Genomic DNA, 23,757 nt, shown 5'->3' with positions numbered 1-23,757 from the left:
AGGGCATCAGACGTTGGCCGGAAAACCCGGAACCAGCGCTAGGTGTTTCAAGTCGTTGCCCATCACATCTCTAACAGCAGTGCTGGGAAATTGGTCTGCGTCCGCGTAGCAAGCGAGGATCAATTTTATTTTCTCAAACCATCCAAGCGATGTTCTGCCGCGCCAATAACGGTCTGCGCCTCCACCCAAAATCTTTTGTCCTATGCCGCGATACAGGGCCGCTGCAACGCGTATGGCCCGGCGATTGCCAGCAGGTATGTACACCAAGCCTTTTTGCGAATAGGCGTAAAAGTCATCTGCCAAGTGCAGCAGCTTTTGGATGGTCGCAAAGCTCTGCACGGCTTGTGCTGGGGTTTTTGGTGCGCGTAACGCTTGTGCGCTCACGCCCCACTGCGCGGGGATGTAGCAGCGCCCGCGCACTGCGTCTTCAACCACGTCTCGCGCAATATTTGTGAGCTGCATCGCCACGCCCAAAGCCGTAGCGTAAGGTTGCCCTTTGTTGGAAGCGCCCAGAATGGGACACATCATTTGCCCGACCGTGCCTGCAGCGCCATACGCAAACTGTAGAAGTTCTTCTGTGGTCTGGATGCATCGCGGGCTGGCGTCTTGAATCAAACAGTCCATAAAATTGCGAACCACCTCGGTGTTAACGCTCTTTGAACGCAGCATCTTGCCCACTTGATGCCCCAGTTCGCTACCCGCACCGGGATTCAGCACATTGCTTTCCAACGCTTGCAATTGCGCCATGCGTTCGGCCCATTCACCAAGTGCATCTTCATCGGCCAAGTCATCTGCCAATCGGGCAAACGCATAGAGTTGCGCGGCATCGCGCCGAGCTTCGGGCAATAAAAACCGCGCAGCCCATGAGAAAGACTTGGCATGCAAATCCATCACGTGTTGCGGTGTCATTGCACAGATCCAAACATCAACCGCTCTACCACCTTGGCAGAAGTCATCACGCCGGGAACGCCCGCACCCGGATGAGTGCCTGCGCCGACGAAATAAAGATTCGGGATGGTTTTTGACCGGTTGGGAAAGCGAAATCCCGCAGATTGCAGCAGCGTCGGTGTGATGGAAAACCCCGCACCCCACGGTGACAGCAGCTCTTTTGAAAAGTACTCGGGCGTAACGTAAAAATCATCAACGATGTGCTGCTCGAGATGGGGTAGTGCACGCTGCGCCAAGGTTGCTTGCAGCGCTGCCTTGAATGTCTCGGCCACCCCCTCCCAAGCGATACCGCCTCGCAAGTTGGGTACAGGCACCAGTGCATAAAAGCTGTCATGGCCCGCAGGTGCGCAAGTGGGGTCTGTTGCACTGGGGCGGTGCAGGTAAATGCTCAAATCTTCAGGCAATTCGAGCGTGTTGAAAATTTTGTGGAGTACCTCGCGGTAGGTTTGACCAAACAAAATTGTGTGGTGCGCAACGCCGGGGTAGGTGATGTTGGTGCTGAAGTACCAAACAAACAAACTCATGGAATATTGTTTGCGGTCTATTGCATCGATTTTGCGGTGCGGGCCGGCGAGCAAGTGGGTCAGCACATAGCCCGGGTCTGCATTGCAAACCACAGTGTCGGCCTGAACCGTGCGGCCATCACGCAAGCGTATGCAACTCGCCAAGCCGTTGCTCACCTCGATGGCCGCCACTTCGGCATTCCATAAAAAATGCACACCATGGCGAGTGGCAAGCGCTACCAGTGCGTCTACCAACCTCGCCATGCCGCCACGCACAAACCATACCCCCCATTTGCGTTCAAGGTAGTGAATCAGGCTGTAAATGCTGGTGGTATCAAACGGGTTGCCGCCAACCAAGAGCGGCTGGATACTGAAGGCTTTGCGAATGTGCTCATGCTTGAAGTACCGTGCCGTCAGCGCGTAAACCGAGCGGTCTGCACGCAGCCGCGCCATGGCGGGCAGCGCCGTGATCATGGCGCGCCAGTCCAAAAACGGCTGCGTGCCCAGTTCTTCATAGCCTTTTTCAAAAAGCTTCTTCGAGTGCGCCAAATAGGCCGGGTAAGCCGCAGCATCGGCTTGGGAGAACTTGGCAATTTCTGACTGAATTTGCTCAGTAGTGCCGCCGTAGTCCAGGTGCGAACCATCGGCGAATTGCATCTGGTACCAAGGCTTGACGGGCATGAGTTCGACATGGTCTTCAAGCCGCTCACCCAGCAATGAAAACAACTCCTCAAACAGGACGGGTGCGGTGAGTACCGTGGGGCCCGCGTCGTATCGAAAAGTTTGGCCTTCAGCATGACGAACAAACTCAGCTGCCCGTCCACCGGGCATGCCCAAACGGTCAACCACCGTTGTGTGCACGCCGCGTGCGGCAAGACGCAGCGCTGCAGCCAGACCACCAAAACCTGCCCCGACGACAACAGCCGTGTGGGTTGCAGCCGGGACGCTATTTTCACGGTTAGCGTCAGAAAGAAAATCAGTTCTCAAGCTATCAACTGCCACCTGTCAATGCCTCTGATTTATGCCCAACCAAGACATGGCGAAGCTGCTGAGCGTAGTCTCTCAGACGTTCTCCAATGTTGTAAGGTAAACGCTTCGCCAAGACGATAGCAAGATCAATTTTTTCAAGCCCGAGCAACTTCGCTTTTTCTATTGAATCGTTTACGGAGCCCGTTGCTTCAAAAACGGAAACGATGTTGTAGCCACTTACCGCAGCGCAATTAGACACATTGCTTCGAAAGTCATGCAAATCATCGACGATTTGATAACCGACCGCAAAGGCCTCGGCGGCGCGCCATGCGTGCGGTAAATATACTTGCTGGCCTGCCGCCAGAAGCACCAATTCAATAGGTAAGCTGAGCAAGGCGCCAGACTTTGCCATTGCAATTTGCTGGTATCGCACGAGCGCTGTTACGTCATCACTCAATGTTGACGCGCCAGCAGCCAGGTCAGCGCTTTGACCGTCTATGGCTGTAGCTACACGTTCGTGTACCAATAAAATCATGTTGGCCAATGCCCGCGAATCTTCAAGATTGCAAAGCGTAGCGTAGGCTGCAGACAACAATAAATCTCCGGCGCAAATGGCCGTATTCACACCAAAACGGACCCATACCGCTTGCTGGCCACGTCGAACCTCATCCCGATCTTGGATGTCATCATGAACCAACGACGCGTTATGCAGCAGTTCTACAGTTGCCGCGATAGTGACTGCGTTAGTCGTGCTCAAACCAATGGCAAGCCCTGCGTGAAGAGCCATCTTGGCTCGGACGCGTTGCCCACCTGTACTCAAATGGTATGCAGCAGCGTTGACGCCCCCCATTGTTTCTCTTGAAAACTTAGGTGCGTTGGATCGGATGGATCCAAGCATTTTTTTCTCTACTGCGTGCAGTAAAGGTAATAGAGGGTCCAGCACCGATGGTTGCTGGGCTGCGATGCAAGTTTGCATGGTTAAACGAGATTAAAAGGCTGCATGTGTGCATGAACCCAGTCTTGTGCATAGACTTTTCATGTTCTCGATAAGCCTATGCTTTAAGAACTGCGCACAATTTATTTCTTCGAATTTTCAGTTTCGCTCACTGCAACCTGCCAAATAATCAAGCCGAACGCGATTTTGTTAAGCACGTCTGCCAAGTTATAAATGATATTCAGGGCATTGGCGCTGTTTTCAGGGCTGCTACCAGTTAGATAGCCGAAGAAGTAACCAACCGGGTAAATTGCCCAACCAAAGGTCACGATCAAGCGCATCGTATTGAATGCAGATTGCACAGAAGGAGGAGCGCTTTGGGCGTTAATTTTGCTGGCTTCGCCTGCAAAAATTTCATACAAAATATATGCCCAACCGACCATGCCTATGATGAAGGCGATCCATGTATTGAGGTAACCCGCCTCACCCACATAGCCCCCAACCAGCATCACCAGGGTGCCCACCATCAGGCGCCAGAAAACGCCAGCGGGTACCTTGGCGATAGCCGACAAGATCAAGTAGAACTCGATCATCAACAGCGGCACGGTGATTAACCAGTCGATGTAGCGAAACACAGTGGGTGTCGAGCCCGTGGTGACCCATACTTCTCGCATGTAGAAATAATGGACCGCTGCGACCAACGTTACCAGGCCAGACACCGTGAGTGATGTTTTCCACTTCGCCGACACCCTGTCGCGCTCTAAAAAGAAAAACACGGTAGAAGCAATCAGCGCCATGGAAATCAGCCAGAAACTGATTCCGACGAAATCGTCTGGCTTTAATACAGATCCTGATGCAGCGCAGGCTTGGCCAGTAACTAAAGCCAGGGATGCGCCGATACTAGAAATCGCTGTAGTTTTTGATTTAATGAACTTGAACATCATGCGGTTCTCCAAAAAATGCATGACCGGTTAAAACAAAGAATCCTAAGGTTCTCCACCAATCATGATTTCAGTGATCTCACATGAACGAGTCCAGACTAATCATGAATTTTCAGTGTATCTGATCTTGCAACTTCACTTGAAAAAACATGACAGATAACCGTAGAAATAAGGTCTTTCGGATCTCCCAGAAGGCGGCAAAATCATCTTAAAAAGCAAAAGTTCCTGTCAGACAGGTCATCACATTTAACTCTACCGATGGGTCGCCGGAATAAGGTCTGCCGAGACGTGCTACAGGCAATATTTTGAGATCCGTGAGCGCTCTGCGTCACTCTAAACGGCTCCGTATCGCTTTGCCGGTCTGGCTAGTCGGCGGACTGTTCATGAAATCCCAACGAACAACGCGCAGGTGTCATGAAATGGTCAGAACTCTACAACTTGGCTTGGTCGAAGTCGATGACCAGGATCGCCAAAAAACTCGGTTCTCGGAGGTGGGCATGCCGCCTGCATCACCTTGCTAAAAACGTCGAACGCAAGGTGGCCTCCGGAGAACGCTCATGGACCGCGGACTGGCGCTGATAAGCGTCTGGCAGTGTCCAGCCATTCCGTTCATCGCGCGTGCTGCTTGATTGATCGCCGCAGTCAACAATGCTGCGATAGCAGTCATCCAACTTGCCACGCCATTGAGGGGGCAGATTAGTGAAGTGGCACGCCGATATAGGACTAATTGCCCAATAAATGCCCGGTTTTCACAAAGATGGTGGAACCTTCTTTACTGAACGGCTTGTGCATGCTCATGTGCGGACTCCTGATCTATGAGCCGACCGGGTAGCGCCCAAGCTCATCTTCAACACGCCATCCACGACAAAAATCTCTTCTCCACCAAAATGCCTGTGCGAGTTGAAGTAGGTTTGTGGCGCCCACCGAACGAGTGTGGACCCCAGACCCTGCCGCATCAAGGGCATGACGGCGAGGCCCGGCACCATTCCTTTAAGCCACTGCGCAGTTCGTGTATCGATGACTTCTCTTTGTTGTTGATCAGCCCCCAGATGCCTAAGCTTTACAAAGAGAACACAACCAGAATTGCTGCGTGGGGCGTGTGATGAACCGGGAGGATTCATCATGAAGGTGCCCGCTGGATACTCACCGTTTTCATAATTGAATACGCCTTGGAGCACCAGTATTTCTTCGCTAAATTCATGCGTATGCAATTCGAATTTTGAGCCCGGTTGATAGCGCACGACAGAAGTTGCTTTGGCAACCTCATCACCTACACGGTCAAGCATGCGGCGCACGACGCCTGCCTGTGGACTTTCAACCCTATCAAGATCGTGATGATTGAGAACAATACGTTGGCTGTACTCTGAATTTGAGTTCATTGAATTGATCCCTGTTGCCGATTACCTTGATGGACAGTCAACCAAATTTTTCGAATTACTGTTTGAAAAGAATCTGTATCAGTCAGCTGATCAACCCCCTGGATAAAAGGAAGGTTGTTGCCAGGTTCTGCCTGTTGCCGCAGTCAAGAATGACTGAAAAAGGAGCCAGGCAACTGGTCTGATCCGATCCGATCCGATGCGATGCGATCCAGGAGAACTACCGAAGTAATCAAGGCTGACTCAGAAACTTGCTCCAGGTTCCGATGTTATGAACATTCTGTTAGCCCTTCCTCTTGAGCATCAGTTTTGCCATTCCACTTTGTGTTCCGCTCACACAGCTGTTCACGCAGGGCGTGCAAAGCTCGGGCTGGGGGGTGCCAGACACACTGCCCAAACCCACGATAGCCACCAGGCGGGAGTCACCGGATTGACCGTGCCGATGGCACAACCTATAGTGACGGTGGTCCAAAGAGACCTCATGCCATGGGCACTGGCCGCATGCGCGCAACCAGGAGACAAGCTATGCAGACGCACCAGCGCGAGCACATCGACAGGGTTCTGCAGACGGTGACAGGCCGCGACATCGGCCCGCCCGGCGCAGCCGGCGAAGGCCTCATCCACGAATCATGGCGCCGCTGCGCGCGCGACTACCGGCTTGACCCGACGCGCATGCAGGACGCCATCATTTTGCCCAGCCAGCGCCTGCGCGAGCACCAGGAGCAGATGGACGAGTTTTTGCAGATCGCGCGCAGCGGCATGCAGGCGCTCTACCAGCATGTGGCCGGTCTGGGCTATGTGGTGCTGCTGACCGATGCTCGCGGCGTGACCGTTGATTTCATCGGCGACCTGAACAGCGACCATTCGCTGCGCCGCGCTGGCCTCTACCTGGGGTCGGACTGGAGCGAGCCGCTGGCCGGCACCTGCGGCGTCGGCACCTGTATCAGCACCGGTCAGGCGCTAACGGTGCACCAGGGCGACCATTTCGACGCCACCCACATTCCACTGACCTGCACCACCGCGCCGGTGTTCGACGGACGCGGCCGGCTCAACGCGGTGCTGGACATCTCGGCGCTGCGCTCGCCGCAGAGCAAGGAAAGCCAGCACATGGCGCTGCAGATGGTCCAGATTTATGCCCAGCACATTGAAAATGCCAGTTTCCTGCGCCAGTTCAGGCACGACTGGGTGCTGCGCCTGTCGGCCTCACCGCAGTTCCTGGAAGTCAACCCGGACTATCTGCTGGCGCTGGATGCGGCGGGCCGGGTGATCGGCCACAACCGCCGGGCGCAGTTGCTGCTGCAGGACTGCGTCGCCGGACCGCTGATCGGCGTCGCATTCGAGCGCTTGTTCAACGCGCGCCTGGACGAGCTGGGGCGCTTTTTGCACGCCTGCCCGGCAGACCGCCGCGCCGTCACCGTGGCGGGCTCGGGTCAGTTGCTGTTTTTGCTGGCCTCGCCTGCGCCCACTGCGCCCGCCGAGCGTCCAGCTGCATCGGCCCGCGTGGAACCGCCGCCCGCGCCCCTGGCAGCCCTGTGCGGCGGCGACGCGGCGCTGACGCGGCAGATTGCGCGGGCGGCGCGCTTTGTCAACTCACCCATCGGGCTGCTGCTGACGGGAGAAACCGGCAGCGGCAAGGAATTTTTCGCCAAAGCGCTGCATGCCAGCGGCGAGCGGCGCAACCGCCCGTTTGTGGCGGTGAACTGCGCCGCCATTCCCGAAGCACTGGCCGAGAGTGAGCTGTTTGGCTACCTGCCCGGCAGCTTCTCTGGCGCGGGCGCGCGCGGCAAGCGCGGGCTGGTGCAAGAGGCCGACGGCGGCACACTGTTCCTCGATGAGATCGGCGACATGCCGCTGGCGCTGCAGGCCCGGTTGCTGCGCGTGCTGGCCGAGCGCGAGGTGCTGCCCGTGGGCGCCACGCGGCCGGTGCCGGTGAACATCCGCGTGATCGCCGCCACCCACTGCGACCTGGAGGCGCTGGTGCGCGAAGGCCACTTTCGCGCCGATTTGTATTACCGCCTCAACGGCGCGCAACTGGTGCTGCCATCGCTGCGCGAGCGCACCGACCTGGACTGGCTCATCGACCGCCTGCTGGCGATCCCGCGCGAGGGCGACGAAACGGCCCCGCTGGCGCTGTCCCTGGATGCGCGCGCGCGGCTGCTGGCGCACCGCTGGCCAGGCAACCTGCGCGAGCTGCACAACGTGATCGAATACGCGCGCAGCCTGTGCAGCCACGGCTGCATTGCGCTGCACGACCTGCCCGACAACCTGGGTGCCACACCTGTTTTTCGGGCGCCAGCAGCGCTGACTGTCCCGGCATCGGGCGAAGCGGCACAACTGCGGCAACACCTGGCCGCCACCCGCTGGAACGTGGCCGAAGCGGCCCGCCGCATGGGCCTGTCGCGCATGACGCTGTACCGCCGCATGCAGCGCTGGGGCATTGCCTCGCCGAACCAGCGCGACGGCGGCGCTGACGCCTGAGCCGCAGCGCCTTCAGGACGCCTGACGCCCCAGCCGCTTGAGGCGTCCTGCGCGCGAGGTATGACGCCCGCCGCGTGACAGGTGTCACGCCCGGCATCCGTGACACCCGTCACGCTGTGACAGTCTGCACGGCGCGCGTCAAGCCGTCTTTTTTAAATAAAAAATGTCTTTTGCGCAATACCGACGGGCGTTGGTAGCTATAAATTAAATAGCGTTTAAAAAATTTCTCAAGCTGGCACATGCTTTGCAATAAGCAATACACCGGAACCCCACCGGCGATTGACACCACAGCAAGGAGACAAGACACATGACCGACACCGTGACCGGCGCGCCCCCTGCGGCCCAGCCCAGCGCCCTCAGCCCCAGCGACGAAATTGCCCGCTGGCTCGAACTGTTCGATGCCGCGCTCACACGCGGCGACGTGCAGGCCGCCACTCAACTGTTCACCGCCGACTGCCACTGGCGCGACCTGATCGGTTTCACCTGGAACCTCAAGACCGTCGAAGGCCATCAGGGCGTGCAGGATTTGCTGACCGCCACACTCGCCACCACGCAGCCCGGCGGCTGGGCGACCGAAGGCGAAGCCAGCAACGCCAACGGCGTGACCGAAGGCTGGTTCACCTTCGAGACCGCCGTGGCGCGCGGGCGCGGCTATGCCCGCATCAAAAACGGCCTGTGCTGGACACTGCTCACCACGCTCTACGAGCTCAAGGGTTTCGAGGAAAAGAAGGGCCGCGCCCGCATCAAGGGCGCCGAGCACGGTGTGCAAAAAGGCCGGCAGAACTGGACCGACCGCCGCGAGCAGGAAGAAGCCGAACTGGGCATCAGCGTGCAACCCTATGTGCTGGTGATTGGCGGTGGTCAGGGCGGCATCGGGCTGGGCGCGCGCCTCAAGCGCCTGGGCGTGCCAGCGCTCATCATCGACAAGCACCCGCGCCCCGGCGACCAGTGGCGCAGCCGCTACAAGTCGCTGTGCCTGCACGACCCGGTCTGGTACGACCACATGCCCTACCTGCCGTTTCCGGACGACTGGCCGGTGTTTTGCCCCAAGGACAAGATCGGCGACTGGCTGGAGATGTACACCAAGGTGATGGAGCTGAACTACTGGTCATCGACCGAATGCATCAAGGCGAAGTACGACGAAGCCACCAAGGAATGGGAAGTGACGGTGGTGCGCGACGGCCAGACGATCGTGCTGCGTCCCAAGCAGGTGGTGTTTGCGCTGGGCATGTCAGGCGTGGCCAACGTGCCGCAGATCGAGGGCGCTGACACCTTCAAGGGTAAGCAGCACCATTCAAGCCAGCATGCGGGCGGCGATGCATTCAAGGGCAAGAAAGCCGTCGTGCTGGGCGCCAACAACTCGGCGCACGACATCTGCGCCGACCTGTGGGAAAACGGCGCCGACGTGACCATGCTGCAGCGCAGCTCTACGCATATCGTGCGCTCGGACTCGCTGATGGACCTGGCGCTGGGCGGGCTGTATTCAGAACAGGCGCTGGAAAAAGGCATCACCACCGACATGGCCGACCTGATCTTTGCGTCGGTGCCGTTTCGCATCATGCACACCTTCCACATCCCGGTGTACGAGGAAATCCAGAAGCGCGACGCCGACCTGTACGACCGGCTGCGCAAGGCTGGCTTCATGCTGGACTTTGGCGACGACGGCTCGGGCCTGTTCATGAAATATCTGCGCCGGGGCTCGGGCTACTACATCGACGTGGGCGCCTGCGACCTGGTGGCTGACGGCGACGTGAAGCTCAAGAGCGGCGTGGACATCGCGCGCATTACCGAAAACTCGGTGATCCTGAGCGATGGCACCGAATTGGAGGCCGATCTGATCGTCTATGCCACCGGCTACGGCTCGATGAACGGCTGGGTCGAGCGGCTGGTGTCGCCCGAGATGGCGGCCAAGGTCGGCAAGTGCTGGGGCCTGGGTTCGGACACCACCAAAGACCCCGGCCCATGGGAAGGCGAATTGCGCAACATGTGGAAACCAACGCAGCAGGACGCGCTGTGGTTCCACGGCGGCAACCTGCACCAGTCGCGCCACTATTCGCGCTACCTGGCGCTGCAGCTCAAGGCGCGCATGGAAGGGCTGGACACGCCGGTCTATGGCCTGCAGGAAGTGCATCACACCGAGTGAGCGCAGCGCCCGCACGGCTTTGAGGCGAGCGGACAGCCCTGGCCGTCCGGCGCCTCACTCCACCGTCACGCTTTTCGCCAGGTTGCGCGGCTTGTCCACATCGGTGCCGCGCGCGCAGGCGGTGTGATATGCCAGCAACTGCAGCGGCACGACGTGCAGCAGCGGGCTGAGCGCGCCGTAATGCTCGGGCATGCGAATGACGTGTACGCCTTCGCTGCTGTCGATGCGGCTGTCGGCATCGGCCAGCACATACAGCACGCCGCCCCGGGCGCGCACTTCCTGCATGTTGCTTTTGAGCTTTTCTAGCAGCGCGTCGTTCGGCGCGACGGTGACGATGGGCATGGCGCTGGTGACCAGCGCCAGCGGGCCATGCTTGAGTTCGCCGGCCGGATAGGCCTCGGCATGGATGTAGCTGATTTCCTTGAGCTTGAGCGCACCTTCGAGCGCAATCGGGTAGTGCATGCCGCGTCCCAGGAACAGCGCGTTTTCCTTTTTCGCAAAGTCTTCGGACCAGCTGATGACCTGGGGTTCGAGCGCCAGCACGGCCTGCAGCGCGGCGGGCAGGTGGCGCAGGGCTTTGAGGTGGCCGGCTTCCTGCTCTTCGCTCAGGCGTCCCTTGGACTGGGCCAGCGCCAGCGTCAGCAGGAACAATCCAGCCAGCTGGGCGGTGAAGGCCTTGGTCGAGGCCACGCCGATCTCGACGCCGGCGCGGGTGATGTAGGCCAGCTTGCATTCGCGCACCATGGCCGAGGTGGCCACGTTGCAGATGGTCAGCGTTTGCGTCATGCCCAGGCTTTGCGCATGGCGCAATGCGGCCAGCGTGTCAGCGGTTTCGCCGCTCTGGGTGATGGTGACAACCAGCGTGCGCGGATTCGGTACCGAGGTGCGGTAGCGGTATTCGCTGGCGACTTCCACCTGTGTCGGGATGCCGGCGATGGATTCCAGCCAGTACTTGGCGGTGCAGCCGCTGTAGTAGCTGGTGCCGCAGGCCAGGATCAGCACCGAATCGATGTCCTTGAAGGTTCGGTATGCCTCGTCGCCGAACAGCTCGGGCACGATGCCGACGACGCCTTCGAGCGTGTCGGCAATGGCGCGCGGCTGCTCAAAGATTTCCTTTTGCATGTAGTGGCGGTAGGGGCCGAGTTCGGCCGCACCGCTGTGCGCATGCACCGTCTTGACCTCCCGCTCGACGCGCTGGTGATGGCGGTCAAAAATCCAGTACTTGCCGAGTTGCAGATCGACCAGGTCGCCTTCTTCCAGGTAGACGATCTGGTCGGTGACGCCGGCCAGCGCCATCGCGTCGCTGGCGAGGAAGGTTTCGCCCTGGTTGTCGCCCGTGCCCACGCCCAAAATCAGCGGCGAGCCGGCACGCGCGCCGACGACGCGGTGCGGCTCGTCCTTGCAAAAAGCGGCAATCGCATAGGCGCCGTGGAGTTGCGCCACGGTGGCTTTCAGTGCGTCGAACAGATCGCCGTCGTACACGCTGTCCATCAGATGCACGATGACTTCGGTGTCGGTCTGGCTTTCGAACACATAGCCCCGGGCCTGCAGCATGGCGCGCAGTTCGTCGTGGTTTTCAATGATGCCGTTGTGCACCAGCGCAATCTTGCCGGGCCGGGCTGAACTGCCGGGGCCGATACCGTGGCTGAAATGCGGGTGGGCGTTGTGGACCGCCGGCACGCCGTGCGTAGCCCAGCGCGTGTGGGCGATGCCGGTGCCGCCCTGGATGTGCTCGCTGGCCACCTGCGCCTGCAGCTCGGACACGCGTGCGGTGCTGCGCGCACGTTTCAGGCCATTGGCGTACACCGCCACGCCACAGGAGTCGTAGCCCCGGTACTCCAGCCGCTGCAGGCCCTGCACCAGGATGGGAACAATGTTTCGGCTGGAAACCGCTGCAACGATGCCGCACATAAAAAGTACTCCTGAAAAATGATGGGCTGATGCTACGGATTAACTTCTTTTCAAGGTGTTTGATTTTTTGCTATTTTTGGAATTAAATTTCAATAATCATTCGCTATGAAATTTAATTTCTTCGATAATGGTTTTATGGAAGAAATAAACCTCGATGCAACCGACATCAAGCTGCTGGAATGCCTGCAAGCCGATGCCAGCCTGAGCAACCAGACGCTGGCCGAACGCGTGCATGTGTCGCCGCCGACCTGCTTGCGGCGCGTCAAGCGGCTGCGCGATGCGGGGCTGATCGAGTGTGAAATTGCGGTGCTCAACGCCGACCGGCTGGCGGCCGCGCTGGGCCACGGGCTGACCGCGCTGGTCGAGATTTCGCTGGACCGGCAGGGTGCCGAGGGGCTGGAGGCGTTCGAGGCGCGGGCGGTGGCGGATGACGCGGTGCAGCAGTGTTACCGGGTGTCGCCGGGGCCGGACTTCATGCTGGTCGTGCATGTGGCCGACATGCCGGGTTATCTGGCGCTGGCGCAGCGGCTTTTTACCAGCGATGCGAATGTTCGCAATGTGAAGGCTTTTTTCAGCGTGAAGCGGGCCAAGTTCAGGCCTAAAGTGCTGTTTGCGCAATGACTGCTTGCATGTTCAGCTATTGAATTCATAGTTCTACTTTTGCTGGCTAGCTGTTTGATGGGTGGCTGGCGTTGCAGGGCTTGGCTGGCCAGGGGTTGCCCGGCCAGCAAAGCCATGCAAAGAAAACAGAGCTAAAAATTCGATAGCAGCCAGCGCACGACAGCATTGCGCCAACAGCCAAAACCCCCTCAACCCTTGGATTTCTTCAAAGGCCGCGACCAGTTAGCAAGGTTCACCTGCTTGCCCCGCGCCACACTCAAACTGCCCGCCGGCACATCCTTGGTAATGGTCGAGCCGCCACCCACCGTGCTGCCCGCACCAATCGTTACCGGTGCCACCAGCACGCAGTTGCTGCCGATATGCACATCAGCCTCGATCACCGTGCGGTGCTTGTTGGCACCGTCGTAGTTGGCGGTGATACTGCCCGCGCCATAGTTGACACGCTCGCCCACCACGGCGTCGCCCAAGTACGCCAGGTGATTGGCCTTGGCGCCCCGGGCCAACGTGGAATTCTTGACCTCGACAAAATTTCCGATATGCACCTCGGCGCCCAACACCGCACCGGGCCGCAGGCGGGCAAACGGGCCGACCAGCGCGCACTCGCCGACCTGCACGCCAAGCTTTTCGCCATCGATGTGGGTGAACGGATGAATCACCGCGCCGGCCGCAATCACGGCGTTGGCAATCACGCAGTTCGCGCCGATGCGCACGCCCTGCCCCAGGCTGACCTGGCCGTCAAACACGCAGTTCACGTCGATCTCGACATCCGTGCCGCAGGTCAAGCTGCCGCGCACATCCAGCCGCGCCGGGTCCGCCAGACGCACACCCTGCTCCATCAGGCCAACGGCCAGGCGCTGCTGGTACACGCGCTCCAGCTCGGCCAGCTGCACCGGGCTGTTGACGCCGGCAACCTGCGCGGCGTCCGTGATCTGGTGCGCCACCACGGCCACGCCATCAGCCACGGCAAACTTCACGATGTCAGTCAGGTAGTACTCGTTTTGCGCATTGCGGTTGTCCAGCCGCTCCAGCCAGCGGCGCAGCAGTCGCGTCGGCACGGCCATGATGCCGCTGTAGATTTCATGGATGGCGCGCTCGGCTTCGCTGGCGTCCTTGTGCTCGACGATGGCGCGCACTTGGCTAGAGGCCTGCGTGCCGGCGCGAACGATGCGGCCGTAGCCGGTCGGATCCACCATGCTGAGCGTCAGCAGCGCCAGCCGCTGGCCGCCGCATTGTGCCAACAGCGCCTCCAAAGTTGCCGCCTGCGTCAGCGGCACGTCACCCGACAGCACCAGCGTGATGCCGTCATCAAGCAGAAAAGGCATGGCTTGCTGCACCGCGTGGCCGGTGCCCAGCTGCGGCTCCTGGCGCGCGAACTTCAAGCTTAAACCGGCTGAAGCGCCCGTCCGGCCTTCGCAGGCTGCTTCAACTTGCATAGCACCGTGGCCGGTGACGACGACCGCCTGGCGCGCCGACAGCTGCGCGGCGCAGTCCATGACATGCGCCAGCAAGGCGCGTCCGCCCAATCGGTGCAACACTTTGGGCAATGCGCTTTTCATCCGCGTGCCTTTGCCTGCGGCCATGATGACAACGTCAAGAGGGTTCGACATGAAATTTCCTGTGAATTTTGGACTGCTAAAAAGGGACAAAGCTCGGCCCGGCCGACGCTTTCACTCCCGGATTATCGGGGTGCTCGGCCTGCTGGCCGTGGCCGGCGTGCTGCAGGCCTGCAGCGTCGTGAAGCTGGCCTACAACCAGGCGCCCGACCTGGCTTACTGGTACCTTGACACTTACCTGGACCTCACGGGCGAGCAGAGCCTGCGGGTCAAGGCCAGCTTGAATCAGCTTCAGGCCTGGCACCGCCAGACGCAGCTGCCGGTCTACATCACGGCGCTGCAGAAGCTTCAGCAGCAACTTCCGTCGGACACCACCGCTGCTGCGGCCTGCGCGGTGGCCGCCGACGTGCGCAACAATCTTGGCGCGGTGGCGCGGCAGGCCGAGTCGCTGGCGGCCGGGGTGGCCGTGATGCTGCAGCCAACCCAGATTGGCCACCTGGCGCAAAAGTTTGCCAAAACCAATGCCGAGGCCGAAGACGAGTTGCAGGACGACAGCGGTAAAACCCGGCAAGGCAAGCGCTACCGGCAGTTGCTCAGCCGCGCCGAGAGCCTGTATGGCACGCTTGACGAGCCGCAACGCGCAGTCATTGCCCGGCGCCTGGAGCAGTCCCGGTTTGACCTGCGCGTACTGTTCGCCGAAAGACAGCGCCGTCAGCGCGACACGCTGCAGACCCTGCAGCCGATGGCGGCAGGTCAGTCCTCGCCTGCGCAGGCGCAAACCGCTCTGCGCGGACTGATCGAACGCACGCTGAACCCGATGGAGCCGGCCTACCGGCGCTATCTGGACCAACTGGGCCAGGAAAACTGCCAGGGCTTTGCCGAACTGCACAACAGCACAACGCCGGCGCAGCGCAGCAAGGCCGTGGAAACCCTCAGGGGTTACGAGCAGGACTTCAGGATTCTGAACGAGCGCAAATCCTGACGGACCGGTGGTCAGGGGTTACGTCGTGCCGCGCTATAAAAGCGGCACCTTGCGTGGCGGCGTGTCGTAGTAGTCGGCCAGCCGCTCCAGCGCCTTGGGGTTGCGCAGCCACAGCCGTCCGCCGTGAATGTCGTGCAGCCCGAGCAGCTTCAGGCGCCGCAGCGTCTTGTTGGTGTGCACCAGCGACAGCCCCAGGGTGTCGGCGATGTGCTGCTGGTTGATGGGGAACGCCACCGAGCCCTCATGCGCCAGCCCGAGCCGCTCCAGCCGGCGGTACAAATGCATCAACAGCATCGCGACGCGCTCGGCGGCATTGCGCTGGCCGGTGGTCAGCAGGTTGTCATCGACCATGCCTTCCTCGCGCGCGGCCAGCCAGGTGGTGTCGTAGCCCAGGCTGGGGAAGCTGCGGAACAGCTCCCACAGGCCTTCGCGGGGAAACATGCACAGGCTGACATCGGTCACGGCCTCGATGCCGTGCATGGCGCCGTCGCTGAACTCCTGCTGCAGGCCGATCAGGTCGCCCGGCAGCAGGAAATTGAGAATCTGCCGGCGCCCGTCGCTCAGGGTCTTGTAGCGAAACGCCCAGCCTTCGTACAGCGTGAACAGCCGCCCGTTGGGCTTTTGCTCATGGATCAGGATGCTGCCGGCCTGACGGGTCAGGGTGCTGCTGCGAAACGATTCGATGAACGCCAGTTCTTCGCCCGACACCGCCGTGAAGGCGCCGGTCTTTCGCAGCCGGCATGCCGCGCAGGGCGGCGGGCAGGAAACCGGAGCTGGCTGAAAAATGCGCATTGATTCACCTGTAAAAATAAACCCGACCATTGTGTCTTTTGACATGGTCCCGAAACACGCGGCGCCCTATATTCTGCCGTACCGCCATGCACATACATCTTCCCGACCTGCACGAAATCATTTACGTCAGCACCCTTGCGGATGACGCGCCGGTCCGCGTGGTTGCCGACATTGCCATCAAGTCGCGCAGCAACAACCAGCGGGCGGACATCACCGGCCTGCTGGTGTTCGACGGCCTGCATTTTTGCCAGCAACTTGAGGGCTGCGCCCGGGAAGTGGCGGCGGCCATGGCGCGCATCCAGGGCGATCCGCGCCACTGCAATGTCGAGGTTTTGCACCAGGGGCCGCTGGAACAGCGCCGCTTCACGCGCTTCAGCCTGGGCTACACATCGGTGGAAGATATTGAACTGCTGGAGCGGCTGCAGCGACTGAAGGGCCAGGCGGCCGTGGAGGCCTTCGTGGGCCTGCTGGCTGGCCTGGACGTGGACGCATGAAACGGATGGATGCGTACTGCCACGCTATGCCGCCAGGCCCAGGGCATGGCGCAGGCGGGCCAGGAGAGTAAGCGGGGCGTCGGCTTGCCAGCTGACGCAGGCTGGCGTTGCAGCGCCCTGCGCGCATTCTGCGCCGGGTGCGGCCTCAGGCCACGACTCCATGACCACGGTTTGCCCGGCTGACAGCCGCAGGCTTTCGCCCCAGCCCAGGAAGTGGTCGCCAGCCGGCACGCGAAGATCGCGCGCCGCTTGGCTGAACGTCACCCACAAACGCCCCTGGCCGACGCGCAGCACGCCGGACTCGCGTGCCTGCACGGTCATCGCCTGACCGGCAGGCAGGGTGTAGCTGACGGCCGGCCTGATGCCGCCGCACGCGTGGGTCTGGCTGGAAAAGCGGGCGCTCTGGACGGCCCCGGCCAGCGCATGGGAAGCCGAAAAAGAAGTCATGGTGTGCTCCAAAAATACCGGGAATTCGTTTCCCCAGGGCAACCATGATCGGGCGGGCAGGATGTGCAGTCCAATGAAATCGCGGTACGCTATTCATGCTTTCATCGCATCAATCCGCCCACCTCTTCTATCCATTCCCATGCTGCCCCCACACCCTCATTTGCGTTCCCGCCCGATTGCCGCCGGACAGTTGCGCGCCTTCGAGGCGGTAGCCCGCCACCTCAATTTCCGCGCCGCCTCCGAAGAGCTGTCGCTGACCCAGTCGGCCGTGAGCCGGCAAATCCAGGGCCTGGAGGACGATGTGGGGGTCAGCCTGTTCCTGCGCCACACCCGGGCGGTGGAACTCACCGGCGCGGGCGCGCAGCTGCTGCGCGCCGTGCTGCCGTCGCTGGAGCGCATCGACGGCGCGGTGCGCATGATCCGGCAAAGCGCCGGCCGCAAAAGCGTGGCCATCAGCACCTGGGCGTCGTTTGCCTCGATGTGGCTGATTCCCCGGCTGGAGGCCTTTCAGCGCGAGCACCCCGACATTGACATCCGCATCGATGCGACAGACATACCGGTGGACCTGGACACCACCGACGTGGACCTGGCGCTTCGCTACAGCATGGTGCAGGCTAATTTGCCGGCGCAGGCGCGGCGCCTGTTTGGCGAGCAGCTCACGCCGGTCATCAGCCCCTGGCTGCTCAAGAGCGGACCGCGCCTGCAAGATGCACAGGACCTGGCCCGGTTTGCGCTCATCGAAGCCAGCGACGCGCACCGCAGCCGGCAGATGGAGTGGCTGAGCTGGCAGCGCTGGTTCGAGGTACAGGGATTGATGCGTTTCGAGCCCAAGCGCTGGATGTATTTCAACTATGCCCACCAGATCGTCCAGGCGGCGCTGACCGGCCAGGGCGTGGCGCTGGCGCGCATGCCGCTGATCGCCGAGAGCCTGGCCAGCGGCGATCTGGTCGAGGTCTTGCCGGACCGGCGCATGGACTCGCCGATGGCCTACTGGCTCATTGTCGGGCCGCGCAGTGCCGCGCGGCCCGAGGTGCAGGCGTTTTGCAGCTGGATCACGGCACAGGCGGCGCAGACGCGCGAGGCGATTGGCGATGTGTCGCCAGAAGCGCCAGCTTGAAAAAATGCATCAAATCAGCCGTTATCGCACATTCAGCGGGCGCAACCAGCTATTTATTCAATAGCAACCCGCAAGACACGCTATGCTTTCACAGCGGCCAGGCCACGCCCTGATCATTGAGCAGCACATCGAGCGCAATGTCGTGCGGCTCGGGCATCAGGTCGGGCAGCCAGCCGTGGCTGAAACCCAGGCCGACCGTGACCGGGCGCGGTGACAGCGTGGCCAGTGTGCGGTCGTAGAAACCGCCGCCATAGCCCAGCCGGTAACCGCCCGGCCCGTAACCCACGCAGGGCACGAACAGCAGCGTGGGAACGATGATTTCGGTGTCCTTGGGCTTCGGAATGCCATAGGCGTCTTCTTCCATCGGGCAGCCGGGGTACCAGGCATGAAAGGTCAGCGTCTTGTGCAGCTTGTTGACCACCGGCAGGCCGATCTTGCGCGGTGACCGGCCCGCTATGCTTTCTGTAGCTAGCTGTGCCCGCCCATCTTGCGGAGAAAGCGTATTTTCCTGAAATTCAGGGCTCAGAACGGCATCCTCCTGCCAGCGGTACAGCGCCGGCAGCGGGTCGAACTCGCCCTTGATCGGCCAGTAGGCGCCAATCACCTCGTGCTTTGATCCGACCAGCCAGATGCGCATCACCCGCTGGAGCAGGTCGGCCCGGGCCAGCCGGTCGGGCATGTCGAGGCGCGACTGCACCAGTGCTTTTCGTGTGCTTAATTTGTCCATAATCCTCCGATGCTATACAAAATTCTATGCAGCGCGGCAATTTCAGCCGCACTGGCCGCGCCAGCCCTGGCGCAAAGTCCTTCCAGCGCCTGGACGCCGGGTGCCAATCCCGAGGGCGACAGCCTCATCGTGGAGATGAGCAAAGCCTTTCGCAGCAGCAACAAGGGCCGGCTGGCGCAACTGCTGCCGCAGGCCCGGGGCCATGCGCTGGAGCCTTGGGCGGCCTACTGGGAACTCAAGGCCCGGCTCGGCGAGGCCAGCCCGCAGGAGGTGCAGGGTTTCCTGTCGCGCCATGCCGGCAGCTACCAGGAAGACCGGCTGCGCAACGACTGGCTGCTGCTGCTCGGCCAGCGCCGCGACTGGGCCGCCTTTGCCGCCGAATACCCGAACTACCGCATGAACGACGACCGCGAGGTGCGCTGCTACGCGCTGCTGGTCGAGCACCTGAAGCATCCGGCGCTCGATGCCCGGCTGTCCGACGAGGTGCGCAAGAACTGGTACGCCCAGCGCGATGCCGACGACGGCTGCAACGCCGCCGCCGAGCGGCTGGTCGGCAGCCAGAACCTCACGCCGCTCGACGTCTGGCAAAAAGCCAGGCTGGCGATGGAGGCCAACCGGCCGCGCGCCGCCAGCAATGCCGTGGCCATCGTCGCGCCCGAAGCGCTGGGCATGGTCAACGAGCTGAACAGCAGCCCCATCAAGTTCCTGGCCGGCAAGTACCTGGCGGTGCGCACGGTGCGCAAGGAAATCATCACGCTGGCGCTGGTGAAGCTGGCGGTCAGCGATTCGGAAGGCGCGGCTTTTCAGCTTGACGGCAAATGGTCGCTGCAGCTCAGCGCCGAGGAACGCAACTGGCTCTGGGGCCTGATCGGCAAGCAGACGGCTAGCCGCATGGGCACCGTACCGGCCGGCGATGCGCTGGCCTATTACGCCCGCGTCACCAAGGACACTGACCTGACCGACGACATGCTGGCCTGGAAGGCGCGCGCCGCCCTGCGCGCCGGCACCCTGCCCAGCTGGCAGCTGGTGCTCCAGGCCATCAATGCCATGAGCGAAGACGGCCGCAAGGACCCGACCTGGACCTACTGGAAGGCGCGTGCGCTGCTGGCCACGTCGCCGCCCGACATCGCCAGCGCCGCCATCACGCCGCAAGGCCCGGCGACCACCACGGCCATCGCACCGCAGCGCGCCGAGGCACTGGCGCTGCTGCAGTCCATCGCCTCGGTGCGCGGCTTTTACGAGCAACTGGCGCTTGAAGAGCTGGGCCTGAAGATTTCCGTGCCGCCCCGGCCCGCGCCCCTTACCGCCGAGGAAAAAGAAGCTGCGCGGGGCAACCCAAGCCTGATGCGGGCAGCCTACGCGATCCAGACCGGGCTTCGCTCAGAAGGCGTGCGCGAATGGAATTACGCGACCAACCTGCATCGCAAGGGTGGCATGAACGAGCGCGAGCTGCTGGCCGCCGCCCAGCTGGCCTGCGACCGCCAGATCTGGGACCGCTGCATCAACACCAGCGAGCGCACCACCAGCATGGCCGACTTCGAACAGCGTTTTCCGATGCCGTTTCGCGAGGCCGTCGTCAGCCGCAGCCGGGCCATCAGCCTGGACCCGGCCTATGTGTATGGCCTGATCCGCCAGGAAAGCCGCTTCATCATGGACGCCCGTTCGGGCGTCGGCGCCTCCGGGCTGATGCAGGTCATGCCGGCCACGGCGCGCTGGACCGCCCGGAAAATCGGCCTGGAAGGTTTCACGCCCGACCAGATCAATGACCGTGACACCAACATCACCATCGGCACGGCCTACCTCAAGCTGGCGCTGGACGACCTGAACGGCTCGATGCCGATGGCCGCCGCCGCCTACAACGCCGGGCCGGGCCGGCCGCGCACCTGGCGCAACGGCCCGGTACTGGACGCCGCCATCTGGGCCGAAAACATTCCGTTTGCCGAAACCCGCGATTACGTGAAAAAGGTCGTTTCCAACACCACCAGCTATGCCGCCCTCCTGACCGGGCAGCCGCAGTCGCTGAAAAGCCGCCTGGGCAAGGTCGGACCACGAGACGCAGCCACGCCCGAGCCTTACAAAGACCTGCCCTGAAGCGCCGCAGGGTCGCCGCCGTGGCCTGGCGCCGGCCTTTTTCGGGATGGCAAAGCGCAATGAATTCACAGACTGCGCATTGACCTACAGGTAAACAGCCCGCCATCTGCTATGGTTTTCGGATGTCCATGACCCCTGAAAACCTTCCCCGCATCACGCCCGAGACGGCACTTTTTCTTGACTTTGACGGAACGCTGGTGGCGCTGGCCGCGCAGCCCGATCTGGTGCAGGTCCCGCAAGGCCTGGCCGGCACCCTGGCCGAACTGCACCGGCGGCTGAACGGCGCACTGGCGCTGGTGTCGGGCCGGCGATTGCTTGACCTGGATACTTTCCTGGCGCCGCTGCTGCTGCCGGCGGCTGGCGAACATGGCGCACAGCGCCGCACCGCCGACGGCCTGATGATCAGCGCGCCCACGGCGGACCTGGAGTTGCTGTTGCAGACGGCAGAAGGCCTGGTTGCCCGCCATCCCGCGCTGAAGCTGGAACGCAAGAACCTGGCGCTGAGCCTGCACTACCGGCAGGCGCCTGAACTCGAAGAGCTGTGCCTGCAGGTGATGCGCGAAGCGCTGGAACGCAGCCGGGGCATCGAGCTGATGCAGGGCAAATGCGTGATCGACCTGAAACCCGAGGGTTTCAGCAAAGGCACGGCGATCACGTTTTTCATGAGCGAAACGCCATTTGCCGGCCGCGTCCCGGTGTTTGCCGGCGACGACGTGACCGACGAGGCCGGCTTCGAAGCCGTGCAGCGCATGGGGGGGCACGCCATCAAGGTCGGTCCGGGGCCGACGCTGGCTAGGCACCGCTGCAACAGCGTGTCGCAGCTGGCCGAGTGGCTGCAATCGGCCGTGGCGTCCCTGCCCGGCAACGGCTCGCCCGCCCGTCAACCGGGATTTGCGGCATGAGCGCCCCGGCATCTTCTACCCCAAATTTTTCGCCGCCGGCGCCGCCGTCGCTGTCGCTGGGCGTCATCGGCAACTGCGCCTTCAGCGCGCTGGTTGATGCGCGCGGGCGCATCGTCTGGTGCTGCCTGCCGCGCTTTGACGGCGACCCGGTGTTCAACGCGCTGCTCGACGACACTGACCAGGCCAGCGCTTTTTCCATCGAGATCGAGAACTTTTCCCACTCCAAGCAGTGGTATGACCCGAACACCGCTGTGCTGCGCACCCAGCTGTTCGACAAGAGCGGCCAGGCGGTCGAGATCACCGACTTTGCGCCGCGCTTTTACAGCCGCTCGCGGTTTTTCAAGCCCATGATGCTGGTGCGCCGGGTGCGGCCGATCCACGGCGCGCCGCGCATCCGCGTGCTGCTCGACGTGCTGTTCGACTGGGGCCGCTCGCGCCCGGTGGTCACCCAGGGCAGCAACCACCTGCGCTATGTCGGCGATGCGCTGACGCTGCGCCTGAACACCGACGCGCCGCTGTCGCACCTGCTGGCCAAGCGGGCATTCGTGCTGACGCGCGAGCACAATTTCCTGCTCGGCTCCGACGAATCGCTGTCCGACGGCATTGCCGACACGGCGCGCCTGTTCGAGCAGGAAACGCTGGCCTACTGGCGCAAGTGGAGCCAGCGGCTGCACGTTCCGCTGGAATGGCAGGAAGCGGTGATCCGCGCGGCCATCACGCTCAAGCTGTCGCTGTTCGAGGACACCGGCGCGATTGTCGCGGCCATGACCACCAGCATTCCCGAGGCGCCCAACAGCGGACGCACCTGGGACTACCGCTTTTGCTGGCTGCGCGATGCCTTTTTCGTCGTTCGGGCGCTCAACAGCCTGTCCGAAGTCGGCACCATGGAGGACTACCTGCGCTGGCTGGGCAATGTCGTGGTGCAGGCCGACGGCGGGCACATCCAGCCCCTGTTCGGCATCGGCATGGAGCTGGAACTGCCCGAGGCGGTGTACGGCCACCTGGGCGGCTACCGGGGCATGGGGCCGGTGCGCGTGGGCAATCAGGCGCAGGAGCATTTCCAGCACGATGTGTACGGCAACGTGGTGCTGGGCGCGGCGCAGGCCTTTCACGACCACCGGCTGCTGCACCGGGCCGGCGCGGCCGAATTTGCCCGCCTTGAAGCGGTCGGCGAGCAGGCCATTCGCTGTTACGACAAGCCCGACGCCGGCATGTGGGAACTGCGCACCCGCGCCCGGGTGCATACCTCGTCGGCGCTGATGTGCTGGGCCGCCTGCGACCGGCTGGGCAAGATCGCCGTCACCCTGCAGCAACCCGAGCGCGCGCTGTACTGGAGCGGCCATGCGCAGGTCATGCGCGAGCGCATCCTGCGCGAGTCCTGGAGCGAGGAACGCCAGGCCTTTGCCGAAAGCTTTGGCGGACGCGACCTGGACGCCAGCGTGCTGCTGATGATCGAGGTCGGCTTCATCGAGCCGAAGGACCCGCGCTTCGTGGCCACCGTGGACGCGCTGGAAAAGTACCTGTGCGACGGTCCCTACATGCGCCGCTACGAGGCGCCCGACGACTTCGGCAAGCCCGAGACGGCGTTCAACATCTGCACCTTCTGGCGCATCGACGCGCTGGCGCGCATCGGCCGCAAGGACCAGGCCCGGGCGATTTTTGAAACCATGCTGGCCGCCCGCAACCATGTCGGCCTGCTGTCCGAGGACACGCACCCGGTCACCGGCGAGATGTGGGGCAACTTTCCGCAAACCTATTCCATGGTCGGCATCATCAATGCCGCGATGCGCCTGTCGGCGCCCTGGGACAGCCAGGTATGACCCCCACG

General features: G+C 62.0%; 19 protein-coding genes. 9 read left to right on the top strand and 10 right to left on the bottom strand.

Annotated elements, in window-relative coordinates:
* Window positions 1-6: 6 nt before the first annotated feature.
* The 5 genes from GZ092_RS09325 to GZ092_RS09305 form a co-directional block, all read right to left on the bottom strand.
* Window positions 7-909, bottom strand: coding sequence for a phytoene/squalene synthase family protein (locus GZ092_RS09325; RefSeq protein WP_293636117.1), 903 nt, complete (start codon window positions 907-909; stop codon window positions 7-9).
* The gene (gene crtI / locus GZ092_RS09320; protein ID WP_293636116.1) at window positions 906-2,438 is read right to left on the bottom strand and encodes a phytoene desaturase family protein; all 1,533 of its coding nucleotides are present in this window, start codon (window positions 2,436-2,438) and stop codon (window positions 906-908) included. The genes GZ092_RS09325 and crtI overlap by 4 nt, the downstream gene beginning before the upstream one ends.
* 4 nt (window positions 2,439-2,442) lie before the next feature.
* Window positions 2,443-3,396 (bottom strand): polyprenyl synthetase family protein, encoded by a 954-nt coding sequence (locus tag GZ092_RS09315; protein WP_293636115.1) that lies wholly within the window; start codon window positions 3,394-3,396, stop codon window positions 2,443-2,445.
* A gap of 101 nt (window positions 3,397-3,497) precedes the next feature.
* A complete protein-coding gene (locus GZ092_RS09310; protein ID WP_293636114.1) occupies window positions 3,498-4,298 on the bottom strand; it encodes a bacteriorhodopsin-like in 801 nt (266 codons plus the stop codon).
* Window positions 4,299-5,089: 791 nt separating this feature from the next.
* Entirely contained in the window at window positions 5,090-5,674 is a 585-nt protein-coding gene (locus GZ092_RS09305; protein ID WP_363254407.1) for a cupin domain-containing protein, read from the bottom strand.
* Between the two features lie 522 nt (window positions 5,675-6,196).
* Between GZ092_RS09305 and GZ092_RS09300 the strand changes: the two genes are divergently transcribed.
* Window positions 6,197-8,149, top strand: coding sequence for a sigma-54-dependent Fis family transcriptional regulator (locus GZ092_RS09300; RefSeq protein ID WP_293636113.1), 1,953 nt, complete (start codon window positions 6,197-6,199; stop codon window positions 8,147-8,149).
* Window positions 8,150-8,456: 307 nt separating this feature from the next.
* A complete protein-coding gene (locus GZ092_RS09295) occupies window positions 8,457-10,292 on the top strand; it encodes an NAD(P)/FAD-dependent oxidoreductase (protein WP_293636112.1) in 1,836 nt (611 codons plus the stop codon).
* A 54-nt stretch (window positions 10,293-10,346) separates the two neighbouring features.
* Here the strand turns inward: GZ092_RS09295 and glmS are convergent, their stop codons facing one another.
* On the bottom strand, window positions 10,347-12,203 hold the full coding sequence (glmS, locus tag GZ092_RS09290; RefSeq protein ID WP_293636111.1) for a glutamine--fructose-6-phosphate transaminase (isomerizing): 1,857 nt from the start codon (window positions 12,201-12,203) through the stop codon (window positions 10,347-10,349).
* Window positions 12,204-12,338: 135 nt separating this feature from the next.
* Here glmS and GZ092_RS09285 point away from each other — a divergent pair, with 135 nt between their 5' ends.
* Window positions 12,339-12,824, top strand: a complete 486-nt coding sequence (locus tag GZ092_RS09285; RefSeq protein WP_293636110.1) for an Lrp/AsnC family transcriptional regulator — start codon at window positions 12,339-12,341, stop codon at window positions 12,822-12,824.
* 188 nt (window positions 12,825-13,012) lie between these two features.
* On the opposite strand, the gene glmU is transcribed toward GZ092_RS09285, so the two are convergent.
* Window positions 13,013-14,431 carry a bifunctional UDP-N-acetylglucosamine diphosphorylase/glucosamine-1-phosphate N-acetyltransferase GlmU gene (glmU, locus tag GZ092_RS09280; protein ID WP_293636109.1) on the bottom strand — a complete coding sequence of 473 codons (1,419 nt, stop codon included), beginning with the start codon at window positions 14,429-14,431 and terminating at the stop codon, window positions 13,013-13,015.
* Between glmU and GZ092_RS09275 the strand changes: the two genes are divergently transcribed.
* The gene (locus GZ092_RS09275) at window positions 14,430-15,359 is read left to right on the top strand and encodes a DUF6279 family lipoprotein (RefSeq protein WP_293636108.1); all 930 of its coding nucleotides are present in this window, start codon (window positions 14,430-14,432) and stop codon (window positions 15,357-15,359) included. The genes glmU and GZ092_RS09275 overlap by 2 nt on opposite strands.
* Before the next feature lie 33 nt (window positions 15,360-15,392).
* On the opposite strand, the gene GZ092_RS09270 is transcribed toward GZ092_RS09275, so the two are convergent.
* Window positions 15,393-16,151, bottom strand: a complete 759-nt coding sequence (locus tag GZ092_RS09270) for a Crp/Fnr family transcriptional regulator (protein WP_293636107.1) — start codon at window positions 16,149-16,151, stop codon at window positions 15,393-15,395.
* An 86-nt stretch (window positions 16,152-16,237) separates the two neighbouring features.
* On the opposite strand from GZ092_RS09270, the gene GZ092_RS09265 reads away from it, so the two are divergent.
* On the top strand, window positions 16,238-16,645 hold the full coding sequence (locus GZ092_RS09265) for a BLUF domain-containing protein (protein WP_293636106.1): 408 nt from the start codon (window positions 16,238-16,240) through the stop codon (window positions 16,643-16,645).
* A gap of 24 nt (window positions 16,646-16,669) precedes the next feature.
* Here the strand turns inward: GZ092_RS09265 and GZ092_RS09260 are convergent, their stop codons facing one another.
* Window positions 16,670-17,092, bottom strand: a complete 423-nt coding sequence (locus GZ092_RS09260) for a DUF2917 domain-containing protein (RefSeq protein WP_293636105.1) — start codon at window positions 17,090-17,092, stop codon at window positions 16,670-16,672.
* A gap of 139 nt (window positions 17,093-17,231) precedes the next feature.
* On the opposite strand from GZ092_RS09260, the gene GZ092_RS09255 reads away from it, so the two are divergent.
* Complete coding sequence (locus GZ092_RS09255) at window positions 17,232-18,209, top strand: LysR substrate-binding domain-containing protein (RefSeq protein ID WP_293636104.1); 978 nt, start codon at window positions 17,232-17,234, stop codon at window positions 18,207-18,209.
* A gap of 88 nt (window positions 18,210-18,297) precedes the next feature.
* Here GZ092_RS09255 and GZ092_RS09250 read toward each other — a convergent pair whose 3' ends face one another.
* Window positions 18,298-18,936, bottom strand: coding sequence for a 5-formyltetrahydrofolate cyclo-ligase (locus tag GZ092_RS09250; RefSeq protein WP_293636103.1), 639 nt, complete (start codon window positions 18,934-18,936; stop codon window positions 18,298-18,300).
* Window positions 18,937-18,945: 9 nt separating this feature from the next.
* On the opposite strand from GZ092_RS09250, the gene GZ092_RS09245 reads away from it, so the two are divergent.
* The 3 genes from GZ092_RS09245 (at window position 18,946) to GZ092_RS09235 (ending at window position 23,749) form a co-directional block, all read left to right on the top strand.
* On the top strand, window positions 18,946-21,027 hold the full coding sequence (locus GZ092_RS09245; protein ID WP_293636102.1) for a lytic transglycosylase domain-containing protein: 2,082 nt from the start codon (window positions 18,946-18,948) through the stop codon (window positions 21,025-21,027).
* A gap of 128 nt (window positions 21,028-21,155) precedes the next feature.
* Window positions 21,156-21,929, top strand: coding sequence for a trehalose-phosphatase (otsB, locus tag GZ092_RS09240; RefSeq protein ID WP_293636101.1), 774 nt, complete (start codon window positions 21,156-21,158; stop codon window positions 21,927-21,929).
* The gene (locus GZ092_RS09235) at window positions 21,926-23,749 is read left to right on the top strand and encodes a glycoside hydrolase family 15 protein (protein ID WP_293636100.1); all 1,824 of its coding nucleotides are present in this window, start codon (window positions 21,926-21,928) and stop codon (window positions 23,747-23,749) included. Before otsB ends, GZ092_RS09235 begins: the two co-directional genes overlap by 4 nt.
* Window positions 23,750-23,757 lie beyond the last annotated feature (8 nt).

It is taken from the genome of Polaromonas sp. (assembly GCF_010365105.1).
GTDB lineage: Bacteria > Pseudomonadota > Gammaproteobacteria > Burkholderiales > Burkholderiaceae_C > Polaromonas.
Note: the sequence above shows the minus strand (reverse complement) of the source record. Positions and strands in the feature narration are given on the sequence as shown.

Bases quoted from the DNA above. Each gene is read 5' to 3' on its own strand.
- GZ092_RS09245 (WP_293636102.1), top strand. From the start codon at position 18,946: ATGCTATACAAAATTCTATGCAGCGCGGCAATTTCAGCCGCACTGGCC.
- GZ092_RS09325 (WP_293636117.1), bottom strand. From the start codon at position 909: ATGACACCGCAACACGTGATGGATTTGCATGCCAAGTCTTTCTCATGG.
- GZ092_RS09235 (WP_293636100.1), top strand. From the start codon at position 21,926: ATGAGCGCCCCGGCATCTTCTACCCCAAATTTTTCGCCGCCGGCGCCG.
- GZ092_RS09300 (WP_293636113.1), top strand. From the start codon at position 6,197: ATGCAGACGCACCAGCGCGAGCACATCGACAGGGTTCTGCAGACGGTG.
- GZ092_RS09295 (WP_293636112.1), top strand. From the start codon at position 8,457: ATGACCGACACCGTGACCGGCGCGCCCCCTGCGGCCCAGCCCAGCGCC.
- GZ092_RS09315 (WP_293636115.1), bottom strand. From the start codon at position 3,396: ATGCAAACTTGCATCGCAGCCCAGCAACCATCGGTGCTGGACCCTCTA.
- GZ092_RS09285 (WP_293636110.1), top strand. From the start codon at position 12,339: ATGGAAGAAATAAACCTCGATGCAACCGACATCAAGCTGCTGGAATGC.
- GZ092_RS09275 (WP_293636108.1), top strand. From the start codon at position 14,430: ATGAAATTTCCTGTGAATTTTGGACTGCTAAAAAGGGACAAAGCTCGG.
- glmU (WP_293636109.1), bottom strand. From the start codon at position 14,431: ATGTCGAACCCTCTTGACGTTGTCATCATGGCCGCAGGCAAAGGCACG.
- GZ092_RS09305 (WP_363254407.1), bottom strand. From the start codon at position 5,674: ATGAACTCAAATTCAGAGTACAGCCAACGTATTGTTCTCAATCATCAC.
- GZ092_RS09310 (WP_293636114.1), bottom strand. From the start codon at position 4,298: ATGATGTTCAAGTTCATTAAATCAAAAACTACAGCGATTTCTAGTATC.
- GZ092_RS09260 (WP_293636105.1), bottom strand. From the start codon at position 17,092: ATGACTTCTTTTTCGGCTTCCCATGCGCTGGCCGGGGCCGTCCAGAGC.
- GZ092_RS09250 (WP_293636103.1), bottom strand. From the start codon at position 18,936: ATGGACAAATTAAGCACACGAAAAGCACTGGTGCAGTCGCGCCTCGAC.
- otsB (WP_293636101.1), top strand. From the start codon at position 21,156: ATGACCCCTGAAAACCTTCCCCGCATCACGCCCGAGACGGCACTTTTT.
- glmS (WP_293636111.1), bottom strand. From the start codon at position 12,203: ATGTGCGGCATCGTTGCAGCGGTTTCCAGCCGAAACATTGTTCCCATC.
- GZ092_RS09255 (WP_293636104.1), top strand. From the start codon at position 17,232: ATGCTGCCCCCACACCCTCATTTGCGTTCCCGCCCGATTGCCGCCGGA.
- GZ092_RS09270 (WP_293636107.1), bottom strand. From the start codon at position 16,151: ATGCGCATTTTTCAGCCAGCTCCGGTTTCCTGCCCGCCGCCCTGCGCG.
- GZ092_RS09265 (WP_293636106.1), top strand. From the start codon at position 16,238: ATGCACATACATCTTCCCGACCTGCACGAAATCATTTACGTCAGCACC.